Genomic DNA, 18,495 nt, shown 5'->3' with positions numbered 1-18,495 from the left:
ATTTTAATATAGGAGATTTTATAAATGATTAAGCAATATTTTTTCTTTACAATGATTTTTGTCTCACTTTTTTTTATAAGTACATTCGCACAGGATGTAAACATTGTTTTAAAGAACAGCAAAGTAATCGCCGGAAGAATTGTTGAAGAACAGCCTGAATACTTGCTGCTGGATTATGAACTCGGACAATTAAAAATTGACCGGCAGAATATAGAAAGCATTACTTTTAATCCGTTTATTAAAATGGGCACAAATCAAGATGATAAATCACTCAATTCTAATCCTGAAAGTGGATATAAATTTGTCATTAATGATCCGGTTGTCGTATATCTGAAGAATGGTAATGTTGTTTCGGGCTTACTACTGGCTAAAAGTTTAAGTATGATTATGCTGCAAACTGATTCCGGTAATCTTACAATACCTAAGAGTGAATTATCTAAGATTGAATATATTTCAAGTGAATATGCCGAACGAGGTGAAATAGTTATTGCGTATCTAAACAATGGAAAAAGATTCGAGGGAAATATTTATTTTGAAGACTCAGAGAGTTTAATATTAGATACCGAAGTTGGTCGTTTGACAGTGCCTAAAAATAATTTACGTACAATTGAGTACACCGGCAAAACCGGAATTAGTGAAACCACATTATCAGATCAGTACTCCGACCTTACTTTGAATAAAAGATATATCTTACCCCATTATGATATTTTTGAAGTTTCATACAATTCAAAGTTTGGTTCAAATTATGGCTCCGGTTTTGGTATCGGTTATCAAAGCAGGTTTAATCTTGCCCAATTGGAGGGTATGAACATAAGCGCTGTGGGCGGCTTAGCTTTGAATTACTTCGGATTAAATACTGATAATATTGTTAATTCAAATCAATCAATTTCTGCGGATTTAAAAGGAGGGGCTTTTATAACTACTATCGGTGTTGGAGCACAGCTAAATATCTATCCTCAAACTTCCTCTTTCTATGATTTTTATGTATCGCCGATACTTGAAACGCATATAATCTATAAATCCTTCGAGCAGAATTATCCGTCATTCCCGCAGTTTAACACTAAAGAAACTTCCACAGAGTTTAAATTTGGTTTGGGCACAAGATTCGGTGTAGAATTTCTTTTTGATTCATTCAAGCTGGGGATACAATATAATATGCACACTATTTTTAGCAGTGATGGTTACAATCAGTTGTCAATTACTTTGGTGAATAATTTATTTTAGAAATGATAAAGATTTTTTTTGCCTTAATAGTTTTTATAGAAACTAATATACTCTTTGCTCAGCCGGATATAACCCGGCTTACCGAATTGCAAAAAATCTTTTTTGTTTCTGAGGCATCCGGACTAGCATCAACCAGCTACAATCCTGCCGCTATGGGTATTGGATTTGATAATAATGGAGTGATACTCGGCTATGATTTTGACGACTTCAATTCTCAAGGGAACTCATCAGTTTTTTTAACTTCGAATAATATCGGTATTTCATACCAGGATATTTATAACACCAATAATATTCGTCTGCAGAATTATTCCGTTAACCTATCTATCGGAAACGAATCTATAGCAATTGGAACTACAAATCGTTACATAATAGCTAAATATTCTTCTTATAACTTGAAACTATTTTCTTTTGATGCAGGCATTATCTTAAAGCCTTTAAGCTTCATTTCGTTCGGATTATTAGCAAGAAATCTTAACGAGGTAAAATTCGATAGTCTTAATTACGTCAGAAATTATACTGCGGGAATTGGACTAATTTTTTTCGACGAAACACTTAAACTTTTTGCAGATGTTGATTTTAAAGATAATTCAATAATAAAAGATTTGGGAAGTACGATTGGAATAGTTATTAGCCCGTTTAATCTGTTTGAATTCCGTGGCGGCGTTGTTCTAAACCCTGAAGACATCATAGATTTAAGAAATGACAATCCCAGAATTATTGAACTTAAATATGAGACTTTTATTTCCGCAAGTTTTTTAATAAAAAACACTATCAGGTTAACTGCCTCAACCAGATTTAATAATATGGGAGAACGGACCAGGTTCTCTGCTGTGTTTGGTTTTCCTTTTTCGAGCAACAGACATTAATACAAAATTAATCTTTGCGTAAGGTGACTTACTAACTCATGTTAAGCAAAACAACAAACCTCCGAGGTTTCGATGAATAGGTTTATGGAAATATTTTCTATTTAGCGCTAAAAAACAGCCTCAGAAAGATACTATTTACAAAACCTCGGAGGTTTTATACTTCCCTGCGTAAGGTGACTTACTAAGTTAAAAACATTGCGTTGGAAATTAAGAACCGCAGTTAAAAAATTTATACCTATAACCTTCAAAGTATATAATTCTTCATAGTCACTTTTAAAGTGATCTTATCAAAGCAAACATCAAAGGAATATTTAAACGGAATCAAAGACTCCGTTAGTAATTACTCTTTATTAGATTTGAAAATGTGATTACCTATCCCGCATGCAATCCCAAACAATAATAATGTTTGAGCCACCTGAACCCAGGTGTAACTCTGAATAAAAATTTTAGTACCGGTAAACTTACCAATCACTCCGGCTAAGATAGCAAGCCCGGCAAGCATAATAAAAAGAAGCACATTTTTATCTTTCATATCTCTACTCCAATAAATTGTTGTAAGAAGACAGTTGATTATATGCACCTGCATAGCAATATCTTTTCAATTGCGCGGTTAAAATTATTGAATAATAATTTAGGAATAAAGATAAATTTTGAAATATTGTTGCTGCTACTGTGATTTGTAAATCCCGAAGTTCAATTATAGCAAGTTTAAACTTCCCTTAAGGAGATCATTTTTCTCTCAGGAGAGAATTAGATTATAAATAATAATCACCTCAAAGAAATCCAACAGAAAAACACTTAATTACGCCTAGTATTTTCCCATTAACACAAGTTATTCTACGAATATTACTGGAATAATTATTGATACAATTATTTAGTTATATAAATAAATTGATCTAAAATTATTATTAGAGGATTTTATGATACACAAAAATTTAATTATTCATTTCGCATTAGGTTTGTTTTTTATTTCGATAGCAATTTTATCTTTGCCTTCCTGCAGTAATCAAAATACAAATCCTGTCGAATCATCTTCGGAAGAGGGCATTACACTAAGCGATCAATTCTCTGGTGAGGGAACAAATTCAAAATCTGAATTAATTACTTCCGAAAAAGTAGATAGAACGATTATAGCTCAATACACATTTAATGAAGGATCCGGGAGAACATTGAATGACATTACTGAAAATAGCTTTGATGGATTAATTGATAAAGGTGCCGAATGGTCAACAAATGGAATTGATGGATTTGCACTCAAGTTTAACAAATCCGGTAAGGTTACTTTTGTAAACCAGCAAGCACTAAATACTATAGGAGAAACTTCATACGGAACAATATCGGTTTGGTTTTAGTACTCCGGTATTCCTTCAGGACAGGAAATGGTTCCAATACTTTATTTTGGTGATGATGTCTATTCATCTTCTCAGAATTGTCTTGTTCTTGAGATCGGTCACCCCGGGAATGAATTTCTTTATTTTACCATAATTCGAAATGGTATTATCATTCAATGTTTTGATAACAATAAGACAATTCAAAAAAATCAATGGTATCACTTTGCTGCCGTAGTTAGCCCGACAGGTAACACTGGTTATATTAATGGTGTCGAACTAACCAATAGGCATTATAACGCCGGTACACTTCCCTCGGACACTGAATTTTTCAGTTCCATCACTAAGCGAGACTTAATGGCATTTGGTTATGGAACTACAGGAATTGCATCTGCTTTTCGTTATTACAATGGCTCGATTGATGAAATAGCAATTTTTAATCGCCCGCTGCAAGGTGCAGAAATTTTACAGATTTATAATTCAGTGTTACAGAGATAACAAAAGTATATTTTGATCCTTGTATAATCTAAAGGCATGTTAACAAAAAAGCTTTTCATATTGCCGCTAGCCTTAACGGTTTGACGGTTAGTCTCAACGTGTTTAAGTTTTACTGATATATGAGTGCTGTTATTAACGAATAACTCTGTGAAAATAGGAGTAAGATTTCTTTCTTACCCGGCATTGAAGGATTTCTCGCACAACAACTAACGGGGTGGTGAATATGGACCCGGCATTTAATACAATATTTGGACAGGGTCACTGTAATATTGCTGGCTCATTGATTTATTTTCTGGTCCGCAAGCTAGTTGATATTACTGCCTTCCATTACGTTAAATCAAAAACCGGAGAAGCAAAATTCTGGCTGCGGGCTGCAGGCTATACATTAGTAACTCAGCTTATTGACAGCTTTATAGTTTTGTTTATTGCTTTTTATATCGGAGCGGGGTGGGATATAAAATTAGTACTTGCGATTGGAATAGAAAACTATATCTAGAAATTCACAGTAGCGATAGCGTTAACGCCGCTATTATATTTTGTGCATAATATAATTGATAGATATTTAGGTAAAGAACTATCCGAAAAGTTAATGGCGGAAGCGGTAGAAGCGAATTAGCCGGGTAAGTGGAGTATAAAAAGTGAGAAATAGACGTATAATAACAACGTATAATTAGCGTATGTCTAGCGTATGATTAGCGTATGTTTAGCGTATGATTAAAGGTATTGTTGCCTGATAGGTACGGAATAGATAAGGAAAACCCTACCCTAAACTTCCCTTTAATTAAGTGAAAAGAATTATCGGAACTTGTCAATAAATATGGGGCTAAAGCCTAATATTTTCTCAGTTATCTTTATCAGTTGGCTGAAGCCAACTGCAATAGGAAAATTAAAAAAAATTGCACTTGACTTTAGTCAAGTGACAAAAAATATCTGGCTCGACTACATAAACGGCTATCAAGAACACCTTCATTGCTTAATTTCACTCAATAAAGATCAATCCATCAGCAAAACTGCTCAACCGATAAAAGGAGAATCTTCATTCTGGACAATTAAAAATCATCTGACTGAAATAAATTCATCTCGCAAGATGATTATTGGGCAGTAAGTGTAAGCGAAAACCATATAATAGAATATAGAAAACATATTGAACAGCAAGAAGAGCATTATTATATTGCTACCCAATCCCGTAAACTTAAAAGCTAACATTATCATTTTTAAGTGTCTTCATTGTACATTGCCTCCTTCTTTCTTCACAACCCCGATATCTGGGTTCACCCCTCACTCCCCCGACCAACATTAATCAACATAACAATTAGTCAATTAAACAATATAACAATAAGACAATCAGCAAATTCGTAATTTCCCATCTCCAATCACATCAACTAATTTATTGTCTCATTTGTAAACAATTTTTCTGGATATTCTTATCTTGGTTCGTATTCACTTAAAAAAACTTTCATTTTAATAGATAACATTTATTATTTTAGGCACATCATTTGATTTATGTGTTATATTTTTACAAAATAATTTGTCAATTACTTGACATTTTCTATTTATTTTTGTAAAATTATTTTAACAATTTTCAATTGCTTAATTATTTGATTTTTATTTAAAAAATTCGTTTTGGTGTATTTTTATATTATAGGCATAATTGTATGATTTTGAATAATTGTTATAATCAATAAATGCTATACTCCTGAACACTTTTATACTCAGGAAAATTTCTCATAATTAAAGCCGTTTCTTACAATCTAATTTTATAAGTTTTTAAATAGTGTTTTTACATAGATACATTTTTATATCAGATAAACCCAAAATATAGTTTTAATTTTTTTTTCTTGTTCTTTATTAATTAATTAATTTCTTCATAATCTTTGAGAGGATATTTATGAAAAAGAGATACTACGTCTCGCACAAAAGTGAACTTGGTTTAATTACTTCGTTCATTCTTTTCTCCTTCCTGCTCCTTTTTGTTTCTGGGTGTACTAAAGATGATTCAGCAACTAATACCGGCCCCGTTGAAGAACAGGATGGTATGCTTTATAATGTAGCTGGTCACGCCGGCGATCCTGGTGGTGGTGGTAACGACGCAGCGGCTAAGGATGCATATTTATACTGGCCTCAGGACGGTTTTGTAACTCCTTCCGGCGAAGTATTACTTATGGATTGGAATAACCATTGCGTCCGTAAGATTGGCACAAATGGAATTATTACCCGATACATTGGTTCAGGTAACCTTGGTGATGATAAAGACGCCACTGCTACTGATATTGATTTGAACCACCCTACAGGTATTGTACTTGGTCCAGATGGCAACCTATGGATGGCAGCTTGGCATAACTGGAAGGTCAAAAAAATTGATCCGTCATCAATGTTCCTTACTGCTCCTATCGGAACCTCTCAGGGTTTTGAAGGTGATGGCGGTGCTTCCAATTTGGCTAAGCTTGATCTGCCAAGCAGTGTTGTATTTGATGCAAATGGTAATTTGTACATCTCCGATCAGGGTAATCAAAGAATCCGTATCGTTGATCCTATGATGAACATATCCACTTTTGCTGGAAGTACTCAAGGTTTCGCTGATGGTATTGGTGATTTAGCTCAATTTAATATGCCTAAAGGCTCCGATGCAGTACCTGGTGGCAAAATCTGTCTTAGTGAAGATGGACTTTATCTTTATGTTGCTGATACCCAAAATAACAGAATCAGAAAAATTAATATCGCAACAAGAGAAGTAACTACTATTGCTGTAACCGGTGCAGCCGGTTACTCTGGCGATGGTGGCTCTGCCCTTCTTGCTCAGCTCAATTATCCTACCGACTTAGTTTGTACCCATGACGGTGATATTTTTATCGCTGATTCACGCAATCACGTAATTCGTAAAATTGATCCTGCAGGTAACATAACCACTGTCGTAGGAAATGGTACTGCCGGCTATTCTGATGATGGTACTTTGGCTACTCTTGCTAAACTTAACACCCCTTCCGGTGTTTTTTATGATGAGAATAATCATACACTTTATGTCTGTGATACTTTTAATCAGCAAGTTAAAAGAGTTAAAAACCCTTAATTTATTAATCGCTGGTGTTATTCTATCTTGGTCTAACACCAGCCTTTTATTAAAATCTGTTTCTCAACAATTTTATTTATTTATTTTATAATGCTAAGGTATAATAAGTTTTATCTTTTTATTTTTATTTTCTCTCTCATGCTTTCCGTTGGCTGCAATCAGGATAATTCAACAGAGCCTCTAATGGATAATCAGGATGGTATTCTCTATATCGTAGCAGGTATATCTGGTGTTGCCGGCTTTGCGGGTAATGGCGATCTTGCTATAAATGCTAATCTTAACTTCCCTATAGATGGTTTTATTACTCCGGATCACAAGATATGTATCGTTGATTGGAGTAACAACTGTATCCGTATTATTGATTCATCAGGTATTATCAATGGTTTTATTGGTACGGGTAATCCTGGCGATGATCTCTCCGGCTCTGCTTCAATGATTAATTTGGATCATCCGTCTGGAATCACTTACGATTTAAATGGAAAAATTTGGCTGGCTTCCTGGAAAATTCTAAAATTCAATCCATAGACCCCACCTCTATGATGCTTTCTTCTCCTTTCGGTTCAACCCCCGGATTTGAAGGAGATGGTGGTCCGGCAAACCTTGCAAAATTTAACCTGCCTAATAGTATCGTATTCGATGAAGATGGTAATATGTTGATTTCCGATCAAGCCAATCAAAGAATCCGTATGATTGATACGTTTTTCAATATCTCAACTATTGCAGGTGGTGGTCAAAAGGGTTTTACTGATGGTTTCGGTGATTCTGTAAAATTCAATTTTCCTTCTACTTCCGACCTTATTCCTGGTGGCAAAATCTGCTGGGGCCATCATCCTGACGGAATTTTTATTGCCGATACTGATAATAATAGAATTAGATTCCTTGAGCTTTATTCCGGAGAGGTTTATACTATCGCCGGTACTGGTGCCGCAGGTTATTCTGGTGATGGTGGCCTTGCAAAATTTGCCGAGCTAAATCATCCAACTGATATTTACCAATCTGATGATCATTTTATTTATTTTACCGATACTTATAATCATGTAATTAGGAAAATTAATCCGCTTGGGATCATCGAAACCGTTGTTGGCAATGGTATCCCTGGTTCTTCACCCACTGGAACCCCGGCTAAACTTTCAATGCTGAATACTCCGGGTGGAATTTTCTATGATGAAGTTTCTCACACTCTTTTTATCGCCGATACTTACAATAATCAAATTAAAAAGGTTAAAAATCCATAATGAAATTTCTTGCATTTTATTCTTTAATTCTTATTCTTTCTCTATCATTGTATTCTTGTAAATCCTCTGACAACCCTGCTGCTCCCGAACCATTGGATTGCAACACAAATTTTAATCCGAATGATTTTCCTGCTGCTACTGTTTCTTTTCAGCAAGATATTTTTCCGATTCTTCAGACTCATAACTGTGATAATATAGATTGTCATGGTGGGGGTGCGAGTTCTTATTCTGTCAGTTCTGCAATTTCTATACTTGGCCCTGGTGAACAGTCACAATCAATGGGTTTTTGTGATGTTATTAGGGGCGACCCTTCTGGCAGTTATCTCATCATGAAACTAACTAATGCCCAGGGGATCACTGGCAAGCAGATGCCTTATGAAGATACTCCACTTACATCAGTTGAAATTGCCGTTATACAGCAGTGGATAATTGAGGGTGCCAGAGATAATTAATTTCTACCTATGTGCTCCTCTCAAGACATTTCCGATCGGACAATGTTGAGGCAAAGGCTCCTCATTAATGGGGAGCTTTTTATCATCATACTTCTCTATTGCAAACTTTAAAGTTATTCATACCATTATTAAGTTTTTTAAAACTTGCTTAATACCCTCCCGTGTGCAGGAAAATTTCGCAAATTTTCAGTTATATTTCAAACAAACAACAATTTAACAATTCGTAAATTAGCCAATTCGCAAAGCCCCTGATTCCGAAGAGATGATACAACCCAAGAGTTTAAAACAAAAACGCTAACTTTTTACACAGCTATAATTTACTTTTGCCCGCTGAGTGATGATTAGGTTTTTTGAAGGCGGTTAGGAATGGATTTTGTAAATATGTTTAGATACTCCGTTTTGAAAATTGAATCGCTTATTTAATTGGATATAGATTAAATTTCAATAGTAAAAATTAATTACTTAAATGAATACTGATACAAAATCCATACTCATCAAAGAATACTTCCAAAAAGTAAAACAGGCTAATAAAGAGCATACTAAGAAGGAAGCGTTTAAAGACTTGTTAAACAGGCTTTATGGTGATGATAAAGATATTCTAAAGTTGGTTGATAAAATTTCTCTTGGCTCTGAAAAAACAATTCTGAACATTCCACGAAAAGATAAACTTCATAAAGGAAGTGCCGATACTCTTTACAACAAAATAATAATTGAATTTGAAAATGATCTTAAACAAACTTTAACTCACGCGAAAGAACAATTAGCCGGTTACTTGTTAGGACAATTCAATTCGGGTGAAGGATATAATTTTACTTTGATTGCATCTGATTTTATTACCTGGAAAGTTTATGCTCCTGCAGTTGAATGTATTGATAAACTGAAAGAACTTAAAGAAGATGAACTGAAGCTTGATGAAGTTAAAAGCGCATCATTTGTTTTGAATGAAAAGAATGCGGAAGATTTTTATTACTGGATAGATCGTTTCCTTTTTAAGGAAGAAAAACAACGCGCAACATTAAAAAGAATTGAAGAAGCATTTGGTTACCAGAGCAATGTTTTTATTGAAAGTTACCAGGTTTTAAGTAATTGGTTTAATGAGGCTAAGAAATACGGTGAAGTCCAGGTTTCGTACGAGCAATGGAATAAATTTTTAAGTGTTGCTTATGGCTCATTCGATGGAAGAGAAAGTATATTCTTAATCCACACTTACCTAAGTGTTTTTTCAAAGATGCTTGCATACAGTGTTGTATCTAATGATGATTACATTGACGATGCTGAATTAAAAGCTATTCTTGATGGTAGTTTATTCCATAAATACAATATCAGGAATTTTGTTGATAATGATTTTTATCATTGGGTTGTAAGCGATAGAAACTTTAAGAGTCTAAAAAAAGTATTTCGCCTGATTGCACAGGAAATTTCTTCTTTTGATTTTGATAAGGTTGATGAAGATGTTCTTAAAGGTGTTTACCAGGAACTTATAGATTTAGATACAAGACATTCACTTGGTGAGTATTATACTCCTGATTGGTTGTGTGAACGAATTGTTAAAGAATTTAATTTTAAGAAGACTGATAAAATATTAGATCCTGCTTGCGGAAGCGGTTCTTTTTACGAGCTGCAATTCATAGAGTAAAAGAATTAAATCCTGAATCAAACGCTGAAGAAATAAACGAACAGATTTATGGAATTGATATTCATCCCTTAAGTGTGCAGATAGCAAAAACAACTTTGCTTCTTGCACTTGGTAAAGAAATAATTGATGCAAAAAATCCTGTTTACTTAAATATTATTCTTGCAAACACTTTACTTGCACCGGAAGGAGTTGAAAATCTTTTTGGAAAAGACTTTACTCTTAATATTGATAAGGAAAACTACAAGCTTACAACACAGGTACTTGATGATGTAAAATTGTTTGATGATGCACTTGAGATTTGTGATGAACTTGCTGACCAAACAATGAGCAAGAAGAATGAAAGCGAAGAAGTTTTTTGAAAATATTCTCAGGAAAAAAATTAAAAGGTCATTCATTAAATAAACAAATAATTGAAAGTTTTTACAAAGTATATAAAGGTTTTAAAATCGTAAAAGAAAAAGGACGTGATAGCATCTGGAAGTTTATAGTGCAGAATTTATACAAACCTTATTTTCTTGCTGGTAAGTTTGATTATATAATTGGCAATCCTCCGTGGTTTACTTATAGTTCTGTAAAGAATGAAGAATATCAAAAGTTGCTCAATACGATTGCAGATATTTACGATGTTAAACCAAAATCAATCAAGAATTTTCCAAATTTAGAGATTGCAGCCATTTTTCTTAGTTATTGCAATTCATATTTTCTAAAAGATAATGGTTCATTAGCATTTGTTCTACCTAGAAGTTTTTTCAGTGCAGATCATCACGATAATACAAGGAGTGGTAACGCAAAAGGGTTTGCAAGAAGTTCAATATGGGATTTGAATGATGTTAAACCTTTATTTCGTGTCCCAAGTTGTGTTATTGTAACAAGGAAAATAAAAAAACAAAAAAAATTTCCTTCTAAAGGTGTAGGTGGTAAAACTTTTATTGGAACTTTACCCACTAAGAATTGTAACTATGAGATTAGCCTTAATAGCTTAACAGAAACAAACAACACTTGGTATTTAAGAAAACAAGGAAAATCTTCTGCGTTCTCATCAAAAAAAACAAAAGTGCAGTCCAAATCAAATCCTTACAAAACTTTATTCAAACGTGGAGCAGAAATCACGCCTCGTAATTTTTATTTTATTGATCTTAATCAGGAAATGCCATCCGATTGGAATGATAGGATTGTAAATATAAAATCTTCTGAACATTCAAAAAGAGAAGCAAAGAAACCTTGGAATATTGTAGATATTACTGGTAAAATAGAAAGTAAATTTATTTTTCGTACAGCACTTTCCAAAAGCATATTACCATTTGCTCTCATAAATCCAGATTTGATTGTATTACCTGTTGAAATTATTATTGATACCGAACTAAAAAAAATTAAAGTTCTTTCAGTAGATGAATTGAGAGAAAACGGTTACTTAAATGCTTCGAAATGGTTTCAATCGGCGGAGAATTTCTGGAAACTTAACAAGACTGTTCATAACAAGGAAACTTCAGCAATTCAATACTTAGACTTTCATAATAAACTTAGTTCTCAGAATCTAAACTCAGAATATTTAGTCATCTATAATTCGTCTGCAAAAGACGCTAATGCAACTGTTGTTAAAAGAGATGAGATTGATCTTGAGTTTTTTGTTGATACTAAAGCCTATGTCTTTTTTACTAGTGATCCTAACGTAGCTTTTTATATTGCTGCAATACTTAATTCATCCATCCCAAATGAACTAATGAAAGACTTTCAATCGAAAGGATTGTTTGGGGCAAGAGATGTTCATAAAAAAATATTAGATGTTTACTTTCCAAGATTTGATGAGACAAACGAAATACACATTAAACTTACACAACTAAGCGAGCAAGCACACGTAAAGGCAAAACAATATTTAGAAACAAACCCACCACAACAAGAACTAAGTGCAATTCACCTCGGCAGATTAAGAGTAGCAATAAAAAAACATCTTGCAGAAGAAATGAAAGAAATAGATAAGCTGGTTAAAAAGGTGGTAGGGTGAGGGGGAATCTTATAAAGGGAAAAAATATGGAAGATGATTATAGTTGGAAAGAATTAGCAGAAAAGTTTGATGAATTAGGTTCTTCTCTTAAAGGCTTAAGATTAGATTACCAGTGGGGTAGTGTCCCATCTATTTATTCTTTAGCTGGAGGTAGTAATTTAATGGCGTTAAATCAGTTTAAGACATTAGCTTATGTAGCTGGTAACAAACTGGTAGAAAATTATAAATCACTAAAAGAATTTGCTGAAGTTTTTACTATTAAAGAACCAATAAACATATGGTACAACTTTCTACGATTGTACAGTGGTCAATTCAATATTGGTTTAGTTGGTGATCAAACAGTAAATGGTGTTTCTATAGGTGCGGTTTATCACGGTTCACTTTATGATGTTGTTAGTATGTCATCTCAAATGTGTATGAGGATGATTGTTATTAAACCAAAACCCGTAAAAAAGAATAGCGGTTCCAAAACAACTAATAGTAGAAATGACAAGAAAATTCCTAAAAGAATAGAGAAAAAAATATTTCAGGAAGCTAATAGTACCTGTCCCTTTTGTGGGGAAAGAGAAATATCTTTTCTGGATATTCATCACATTATACCAAGAAGTCAGAGTGGACCAAACGAGGAATTAAATCTGATATTAGCGTGTAAAAAATGTCATACGGATATTGAAGAAGGTATAATCTCTATTGTAGAAGTTATGAAAAAGAAACAAGATTTAATTCATCAAAAAGCTGCCCATCTAAAGGCACCCCATGCTGGCACAATCTTTAATCTTAATAAAAATAAAATCGATTCCAGTATAATAGCTAACACTGTAAATATTAAGGGCAAACGGATTCCCAAGATGCACCATCCAATTGGAAGTATTGGAGCAAATCTTAATATGAACAATTATGTAAAATATTTAATTGATAGATATTACAATTATCGAAAAGTTGATTCAAGTTATGGTAGGTTTGATAAGTTTAACCATAGTGAAATTCATACATCTATTCAAAGTAGATTTAAAGCCAAGACTTATTTTATACCAGAAGAAAAATTTAACGAGTTATGTGTATATCTTTATGATAGAATTGATAAAACAATACAAGGTAAAAGAAACAAGTCAAATGGGGTTAAGAATTATGAGACGTTTGAGGAGTATTTAAAATTATAAAAAGGGTGTTAAATTGAGGAAAGAGCATTACGAACTTGAAGAAGATAAATTTTATATAAAAAGAATTATAAAATTATTTGAGCATGATTTTAATCCTCCAAAAGAAGAAAATAAAACTGATATTGAGTTTCTGGAAAAATATAGAGTAAAAGAATTATTTCTAAAAATAATAAACAGGTTTGACCCCGAATTACATATCCCGCATAGCAAAAAACTATTATTTCAAAGTATAGATAAATGGAATGAAAAAAATTCAATACAAAAATTTGATCTAAAGGAACTCACTGACAAGTATTATCTTATCCAATCTGAACACTTTGCAATTTTAAACCCCTATTTATTGAGAAGAACTGATAACCCAAATCCTATTTATAAATTTTATGAATCATTAGATAAAAAACTTATTATTTATTATCCATTCTTTTATGGTCATCATATTGAAGAATCAATTAATGACATGGACTATCCCAATTTTAATATTAAAGATTTAATTAATGATGAAGAAGATTTATTCGATGCTATATTTCACAACTATAAAGGAATTGGTAAGCAATTTAAGGAAGCATTAGCAGAATATCTTATAACTATAAGCTATTCTGAATGGACAAAAATATTGATAAATATTTTTATCTTCTAGTCGCTCTTAACTTTATGGAACTAAACCTAGATACTATAATTAACTCTATTGGTTTATACAAAAAAGATCAATTAAAGAGATTTGCTTCCCAAGTATTAAAAACAAAAAATGAAATTTTGAAAATTGAGAAAATTAATTTTTTGCAAAGAATGCTATATGCACCGTATGAAATAGAAGGGACTGATATTTATAATCCACCTGAGGGATCTTCATTAGACCCATATTCTGATGAGTATAAAGAGGAAAATAATTTATTCAGAAGAATAGATTCTGTTGAGCAATGGATTTTTAATAGTTATGAAAATCGAAATTTATTTCGTGATTTATTCAAAGATGTTGAATTTATACTGTGGTATCTTGGTAGTGAATTTTCCTTATCAGAATGGGAAGAAATATTTAATTACTGTAATTCATATTTCTATAGAATGGAGTTATTAAATACTTTTTCCCTTCGGAAAGATAAATGGGTCGAGAAAAATGATTTAAATTTCTCACCTTTTATAATCCTACAATTATTTAATTCCTCTGCTAATATTAACTTAGCTAAAGAAAGAGAAATAAATGTCAATGAATTAAAATTCAAGATTCTTCAATTCTTTATTGATTCAATATATGAGGGTAAAGAGATTGATTTATCTTTACTATTGGATCTATATCTCTACTTACCATCATCACCGGGTGTGATACAATATGATTATCAGTATGAAGTTAAAAAGATGTTGAGAAATTATGTGATAGATTTTTTCTCGGAAAATAAATCTGAGAATGTGTTTGATTTAGTATTAAAAAAAGTTTCGGAGCAAATTGATAAATCTTTTGACTTTTCGCCTTTCGATGTTTTTAATAGTTATTGGGAATACTCAAATAAATTAAGATCAATTATTATCAATCATTATTATAAAATTTTAGAACGTGAAACTTTAATTGGTCATTACTATGACATTAGTGGAAAAGAAAATTTTTTCAAAGCAATTTTATCGCTAACAGATAGTGAATTAACTGTTTTCCTTAATAAATATGATTTTGTTTCGCTTTTTAATGACATAAAGAATGCAACTAATATCTATAATGATGGAGCAAAGTTAAGATTTCACTTAGGAATTCTAACTGAATATTCACTAAATTATAATAAACACAGAAATGAAATACCAGATTATGTTCTTAACAGCTATAAAGGTATTATAAAGATAAAATCAGAAATTATTGAGCCTCTGGAGTGGAATGATATTATTTCTGATACTTTTCTCTTCAATACTAATTTCAGTGAAAGACAATTATTATCAATTATAATTATAGATTTATTAAAGTACAAAGGTAGTGCATATGTACCTACTTATTTTGATGAGATAAAAAATCATCTGTCATTTACTGAATTGAGCTTTTATCAACGGAAATTTCCAGAAATTGAGACTATAAAAAATTTCGATCTAATCTCGTCATTTCCGAAAGATTTGAGGGGAACTGGTTTAGGTAGGGCTAAGATAGAAGCACAACTCTTATTAAAATATAATTTTCCAGATAAAGCGATTAAGTACACTGAATATATTGAATCGTTAGGTTTTCAATACTATTCAAGCGATATAAAAGAATTAAGATTCAGAGGGTATTTAATAATAAAAGATTTTGATAATGCAGAAAAGACATTGAAACTTATACCCGGCGAGATATATAATCTCGTTGGCTTACTCCATTATTTTAAGGAAGATTTTTCGACTTCAGTTAAATATTTTGAGCAATATAAAAAAAGGTTTAAGGTTTTAGCAAAGGGAGATATAATTACTTATTCTGCTTCTCTTATAAAAAATAACCAAAATAGAGAAGCGATAATATTGTTAGAGGAAAATTTAGGAAATATCCAAATGAATATCTTATTTATAAGAATTTAGGTGCAGCCTATTCAGAAATTAATAAAGGTAAAGCTTTATATTATTTACTGATAGCAAAAGATCTTATCCCTAATTTAAATGATACAAGTTTTGCAGTATATGAAAGTATCATCGAAATAATTCCTGAGCTTGAAGAGATTGTAAATGATTTTGTAGAAGACCCCTCTGCTGCTAATGCACTTTTATCAAAATTCAGAAGTACCGTTATTCCAACAATCCGCAAAACTTTTACTTACAATATTACCAAGGTTGAAGAGTTAATTATTCAAGAAATATTTTATTCAATTGAACAGAAGCGGACAATCAATCATAGATTAGAGAAGCTATCAGAAACGGATATGAGTGATGAGTTGAGGCTAATCATACAAGCTCGACTTAAAGATAAAGGAATTATTGTTGAACGAGAGGCTCCTGTAGGATACAGTCTAAAAAATCTGGAGAATTGGATTTCTATATTTATAATAGCAAGACTATAGAAGTATATTCCGTAGGAGAAAATAAAGAATGGAGTAAAACAAACTTTGAAGATCAATTAAAACAGGTTTTCGGATATGCGAAAGCAAATCGCGGTTTTTGTTTTACAATTATCTTTAATAAAACTGAAGATATAAAGAAAATTGTAAAGGAAAGGGAAAATATTTTATCAACTTTTTATGTCGATGATAATGATGAAAAATATTTTGAAATGATAGAAATAATTCATGATGCTTCTGTGCTCATTGATGGAATTAAAGATGTGGTTTTAACTTTTCATAAAAATCCCGAAGACGACTCAATGGTTCATGTATATCACTTTATTATTGATGCATCTGAAAGACAAAGAAAAATTGCGGCTAAACAAGCTAGAAATAAAAAAGCCAGGCAAAATGCCCGGCTCAGATAATCTTTTGATTTTAGGAGAAAGTTATGATTGAATTGTTTTTATTTGATTAATTCTCTCAGAATTTAAGAGAGTATTGGTTCTGTTATCTAATAGAATAATAGTGTAACTATTAGTTCTCGATAATTGCTGAACCACCCAAAAGTAGAACATAATTATCGTAACTAGATTACTTAGAACATTCAACATCAAATCAATATTTATTATCATATATTTCAATCCTATAGTGTTTAAGAATTATCATTTATAAAGTAATAAACATAAATAATAAATCAAAGAAAGCAATGTCTGATGGAAAATGAGAACGAATAAATTCAAAACACAGAAGAGAATCATCGTGTAACTAGACAGCCAAATATTAATGATTTCGTTGAATTAGCAAAACCATTAATTGAGGTTTATCAGAAATCAAAATATGATCAGCAAAAACAGCTATTAGATTTTGAAATGAAAGCATTAGAAGAAACAACATAATAAAATAAATTACTAATCAACTATTTCTTCGGTATTGCTTTAATAATTCTTGGAATATCTATCTACCTGTTTGTTGATAAAAGAGATGATACAGCTTTTAATTTAATTCAGTTAGCTATCTCACTTGGTGCAGTAGCATTTGGGGCATATCACTGGGGTCAGAGTAGGAAATCGATAAATCGAAATGACAACGAAAATATTTAAAAGAGATAAACTTAAGATTTTAAATATGCTTTGACATAACTTATTCACTATTTTTGAACTAATGTACTACAGAAGAAAAATATTATTAGCCTTATTACAAACATTTGGTGGTGTTCTGCCAAAGATAGATTTCCAGAAATACCTGTTTCTTCTAAACGTAAATAAACAAAATCCTTTCTTTGAATTTATTCCGTATAAGTATGGATGCTTTTCATTCCAGGCAAACCAGGATATGTCAACAATGGTTAAGTACAGCCTCGTAACTGAATCTGAAAAAAACTGGCAATTAAAAAATGATAAGGATTATTTAGTTGATTTAAAAGAAGATGACAGAAAAGAGTTAAAACAAATACAATCGAAGTACGGAAATTTAAAGGGCAGAAACCTTATAAAATATGTATATGAAAATTATCCATACTATTCTATAAATAGCACAATAAAAGAAACCATACTTGATAAAGCACATTTAAAGGCTGTAGAAAATTCAAAACCAAGTAAAAGTGAGTTTACTTTATACTCGATAGGATATGAGGGTAAAACCGTTGAGCATTTTACAAATGAATTGATAGGGGAAGACATAAAGGTGCTCTGTGATGTTAGAAAAAATGCACTTAGTATGAAATATGGTTTTTCTAAGAAGCAGTTAAAAAATGTTGTTGAAAATGCCGGTATAAAATATATCCATATGCCCGCACTTGGTATTGAATCCGATAAGCGTCGGCAATTGAACACAAAAGAAGATTATGATAATCTTTTTCAGAATTATAAACTTAATACTATTCGTCAGAGAGATGCCGAAATATCAGAACTATATAAAATATTTATTGAGAATAAAAGAATTGCTTTAATGTGCTTTGAAGCCGATCATAATTTCTGTCATAGAAGCCGCACAATAGAAGCACTTGAAAAGAAATTTGAAAAGGAATTTTTAATAAAACATTTATAG

Annotated in this window: 20 protein-coding genes; 18 read left to right on the top strand and 2 right to left on the bottom strand. The window is 31.9% G+C overall.

Annotation, left to right across the window (positions count from 1 at the left end):
• Positions 1 to 24: 24 nt before the first annotated feature.
• Together IPH11_11415 and IPH11_11410 are read left to right on the top strand one after the other, a co-directional pair.
• Positions 25 to 1,224 carry a hypothetical protein gene (locus IPH11_11415; protein ID MBK6914215.1) on the top strand — a complete coding sequence of 400 codons (1,200 nt, stop codon included), beginning with the start codon at positions 25 to 27 and terminating at the stop codon, positions 1,222 to 1,224.
• Positions 1,225 to 1,226: 2 nt separating this feature from the next.
• On the top strand, positions 1,227 to 2,090 hold the full coding sequence (locus tag IPH11_11410) for a hypothetical protein (GenBank protein MBK6914214.1): 864 nt from the start codon (positions 1,227 to 1,229) through the stop codon (positions 2,088 to 2,090).
• Between the two features lie 340 nt (positions 2,091 to 2,430).
• On the opposite strand, the gene IPH11_11405 is transcribed toward IPH11_11410, so the two are convergent.
• A complete protein-coding gene (locus IPH11_11405) occupies positions 2,431 to 2,622 on the bottom strand; it encodes a hypothetical protein (GenBank protein ID MBK6914213.1) in 192 nt (63 codons plus the stop codon).
• 388 nt (positions 2,623 to 3,010) lie between these two features.
• On the opposite strand from IPH11_11405, the gene IPH11_11400 reads away from it, so the two are divergent.
• The 14 genes from IPH11_11400 to IPH11_11335 all read left to right on the top strand — a co-directional run bounded on the left by IPH11_11400 (position 3,011) and on the right by IPH11_11335 (position 15,991).
• A complete protein-coding gene (locus IPH11_11400; GenBank protein MBK6914212.1) occupies positions 3,011 to 3,442 on the top strand; it encodes a hypothetical protein in 432 nt (143 codons plus the stop codon).
• Between the two features lie 27 nt (positions 3,443 to 3,469).
• Positions 3,470 to 3,916, top strand: coding sequence for a LamG domain-containing protein (locus tag IPH11_11395; protein MBK6914211.1), 447 nt, complete (start codon positions 3,470 to 3,472; stop codon positions 3,914 to 3,916).
• 223 nt (positions 3,917 to 4,139) lie between these two features.
• Complete coding sequence (locus tag IPH11_11390) at positions 4,140 to 4,412, top strand: queuosine precursor transporter (protein MBK6914210.1); 273 nt, start codon at positions 4,140 to 4,142, stop codon at positions 4,410 to 4,412.
• Between the two features lie 321 nt (positions 4,413 to 4,733).
• Positions 4,734 to 5,021 carry a transposase gene (locus IPH11_11385; GenBank protein MBK6914209.1) on the top strand — a complete coding sequence of 96 codons (288 nt, stop codon included), beginning with the start codon at positions 4,734 to 4,736 and terminating at the stop codon, positions 5,019 to 5,021.
• A 783-nt stretch (positions 5,022 to 5,804) separates the two neighbouring features.
• Entirely contained in the window at positions 5,805 to 6,983 is a 1,179-nt protein-coding gene (locus IPH11_11380; protein MBK6914208.1) for a hypothetical protein, read from the top strand.
• A gap of 183 nt (positions 6,984 to 7,166) precedes the next feature.
• Complete coding sequence (locus IPH11_11375; GenBank protein MBK6914207.1) at positions 7,167 to 7,508, top strand: hypothetical protein; 342 nt, start codon at positions 7,167 to 7,169, stop codon at positions 7,506 to 7,508.
• Positions 7,469 to 8,218: a hypothetical protein gene (locus IPH11_11370; GenBank protein MBK6914206.1), complete on the top strand. Its 750-nt coding sequence runs from the start codon at positions 7,469 to 7,471 to the stop codon at positions 8,216 to 8,218. Before IPH11_11375 ends, IPH11_11370 begins: the two co-directional genes overlap by 40 nt.
• Positions 8,218 to 8,670, top strand: coding sequence for a hypothetical protein (locus IPH11_11365; protein MBK6914205.1), 453 nt, complete (start codon positions 8,218 to 8,220; stop codon positions 8,668 to 8,670). The genes IPH11_11370 and IPH11_11365 overlap by 1 nt, the downstream gene beginning before the upstream one ends.
• 466 nt (positions 8,671 to 9,136) lie before the next feature.
• The gene (locus IPH11_11360; protein MBK6914204.1) at positions 9,137 to 10,306 is read left to right on the top strand and encodes an SAM-dependent DNA methyltransferase; all 1,170 of its coding nucleotides are present in this window, start codon (positions 9,137 to 9,139) and stop codon (positions 10,304 to 10,306) included.
• Positions 10,264 to 10,665 carry a hypothetical protein gene (locus IPH11_11355; GenBank protein ID MBK6914203.1) on the top strand — a complete coding sequence of 134 codons (402 nt, stop codon included), beginning with the start codon at positions 10,264 to 10,266 and terminating at the stop codon, positions 10,663 to 10,665. The genes IPH11_11360 and IPH11_11355 overlap by 43 nt, the downstream gene beginning before the upstream one ends.
• Positions 10,662 to 12,308 (top strand): hypothetical protein, encoded by a 1,647-nt coding sequence (locus tag IPH11_11350; protein ID MBK6914202.1) that lies wholly within the window; start codon positions 10,662 to 10,664, stop codon positions 12,306 to 12,308. The genes IPH11_11355 and IPH11_11350 overlap by 4 nt, the downstream gene beginning before the upstream one ends.
• Before the next feature lie 26 nt (positions 12,309 to 12,334).
• Positions 12,335 to 13,468: an HNH endonuclease gene (locus IPH11_11345; protein ID MBK6914201.1), complete on the top strand. Its 1,134-nt coding sequence runs from the start codon at positions 12,335 to 12,337 to the stop codon at positions 13,466 to 13,468.
• Positions 13,469 to 13,481: 13 nt separating this feature from the next.
• Positions 13,482 to 14,105, top strand: coding sequence for a hypothetical protein (locus IPH11_11340; GenBank protein ID MBK6914200.1), 624 nt, complete (start codon positions 13,482 to 13,484; stop codon positions 14,103 to 14,105).
• A gap of 116 nt (positions 14,106 to 14,221) precedes the next feature.
• Positions 14,222 to 15,991, top strand: coding sequence for a hypothetical protein (locus tag IPH11_11335; GenBank protein MBK6914199.1), 1,770 nt, complete (start codon positions 14,222 to 14,224; stop codon positions 15,989 to 15,991).
• 40 nt (positions 15,992 to 16,031) lie between these two features.
• On the opposite strand, the gene IPH11_11330 is transcribed toward IPH11_11335, so the two are convergent.
• A complete protein-coding gene (locus IPH11_11330; GenBank protein MBK6914198.1) occupies positions 16,032 to 16,214 on the bottom strand; it encodes a hypothetical protein in 183 nt (60 codons plus the stop codon).
• 219 nt (positions 16,215 to 16,433) lie between these two features.
• Here IPH11_11330 and IPH11_11325 point away from each other — a divergent pair, with 219 nt between their 5' ends.
• Both IPH11_11325 and IPH11_11320 read left to right on the top strand, forming a co-directional pair.
• Entirely contained in the window at positions 16,434 to 16,874 is a 441-nt protein-coding gene (locus tag IPH11_11325; protein ID MBK6914197.1) for a hypothetical protein, read from the top strand.
• Between the two features lie 736 nt (positions 16,875 to 17,610).
• A complete protein-coding gene (locus IPH11_11320) occupies positions 17,611 to 18,495 on the top strand; it encodes a DUF488 domain-containing protein (protein ID MBK6914196.1) in 885 nt (294 codons plus the stop codon).

The sequence above is a fragment of the Ignavibacteriales bacterium genome (genome assembly GCA_016709155.1).
Lineage (GTDB): Bacteria > Bacteroidota > Ignavibacteria > Ignavibacteriales > Ignavibacteriaceae > JADJEI01.
Note: the sequence above shows the minus strand (reverse complement) of the source record. Positions and strands in the feature narration are given on the sequence as shown.

Bases quoted from the DNA above. Each gene is read 5' to 3' on its own strand.
- IPH11_11415 (MBK6914215.1), top strand. From the start codon at position 25: ATGATTAAGCAATATTTTTTCTTTACAATGATTTTTGTCTCACTTTTT.
- IPH11_11410 (MBK6914214.1), top strand. From the start codon at position 1,227: ATGATAAAGATTTTTTTTGCCTTAATAGTTTTTATAGAAACTAATATA.
- IPH11_11405 (MBK6914213.1), bottom strand. From the start codon at position 2,622: ATGAAAGATAAAAATGTGCTTCTTTTTATTATGCTTGCCGGGCTTGCT.
- IPH11_11400 (MBK6914212.1), top strand. From the start codon at position 3,011: ATGATACACAAAAATTTAATTATTCATTTCGCATTAGGTTTGTTTTTT.
- IPH11_11395 (MBK6914211.1), top strand. From the start codon at position 3,470: ATGGTTCCAATACTTTATTTTGGTGATGATGTCTATTCATCTTCTCAG.
- IPH11_11390 (MBK6914210.1), top strand. From the start codon at position 4,140: ATGGACCCGGCATTTAATACAATATTTGGACAGGGTCACTGTAATATT.
- IPH11_11385 (MBK6914209.1), top strand. From the start codon at position 4,734: ATGGGGCTAAAGCCTAATATTTTCTCAGTTATCTTTATCAGTTGGCTG.
- IPH11_11380 (MBK6914208.1), top strand. From the start codon at position 5,805: ATGAAAAAGAGATACTACGTCTCGCACAAAAGTGAACTTGGTTTAATT.
- IPH11_11375 (MBK6914207.1), top strand. From the start codon at position 7,167: ATGGATAATCAGGATGGTATTCTCTATATCGTAGCAGGTATATCTGGT.
- IPH11_11365 (MBK6914205.1), top strand. From the start codon at position 8,218: ATGAAATTTCTTGCATTTTATTCTTTAATTCTTATTCTTTCTCTATCA.
- IPH11_11360 (MBK6914204.1), top strand. From the start codon at position 9,137: ATGAATACTGATACAAAATCCATACTCATCAAAGAATACTTCCAAAAA.
- IPH11_11345 (MBK6914201.1), top strand. From the start codon at position 12,335: ATGGAAGATGATTATAGTTGGAAAGAATTAGCAGAAAAGTTTGATGAA.
- IPH11_11320 (MBK6914196.1), top strand. From the start codon at position 17,611: ATGTACTACAGAAGAAAAATATTATTAGCCTTATTACAAACATTTGGT.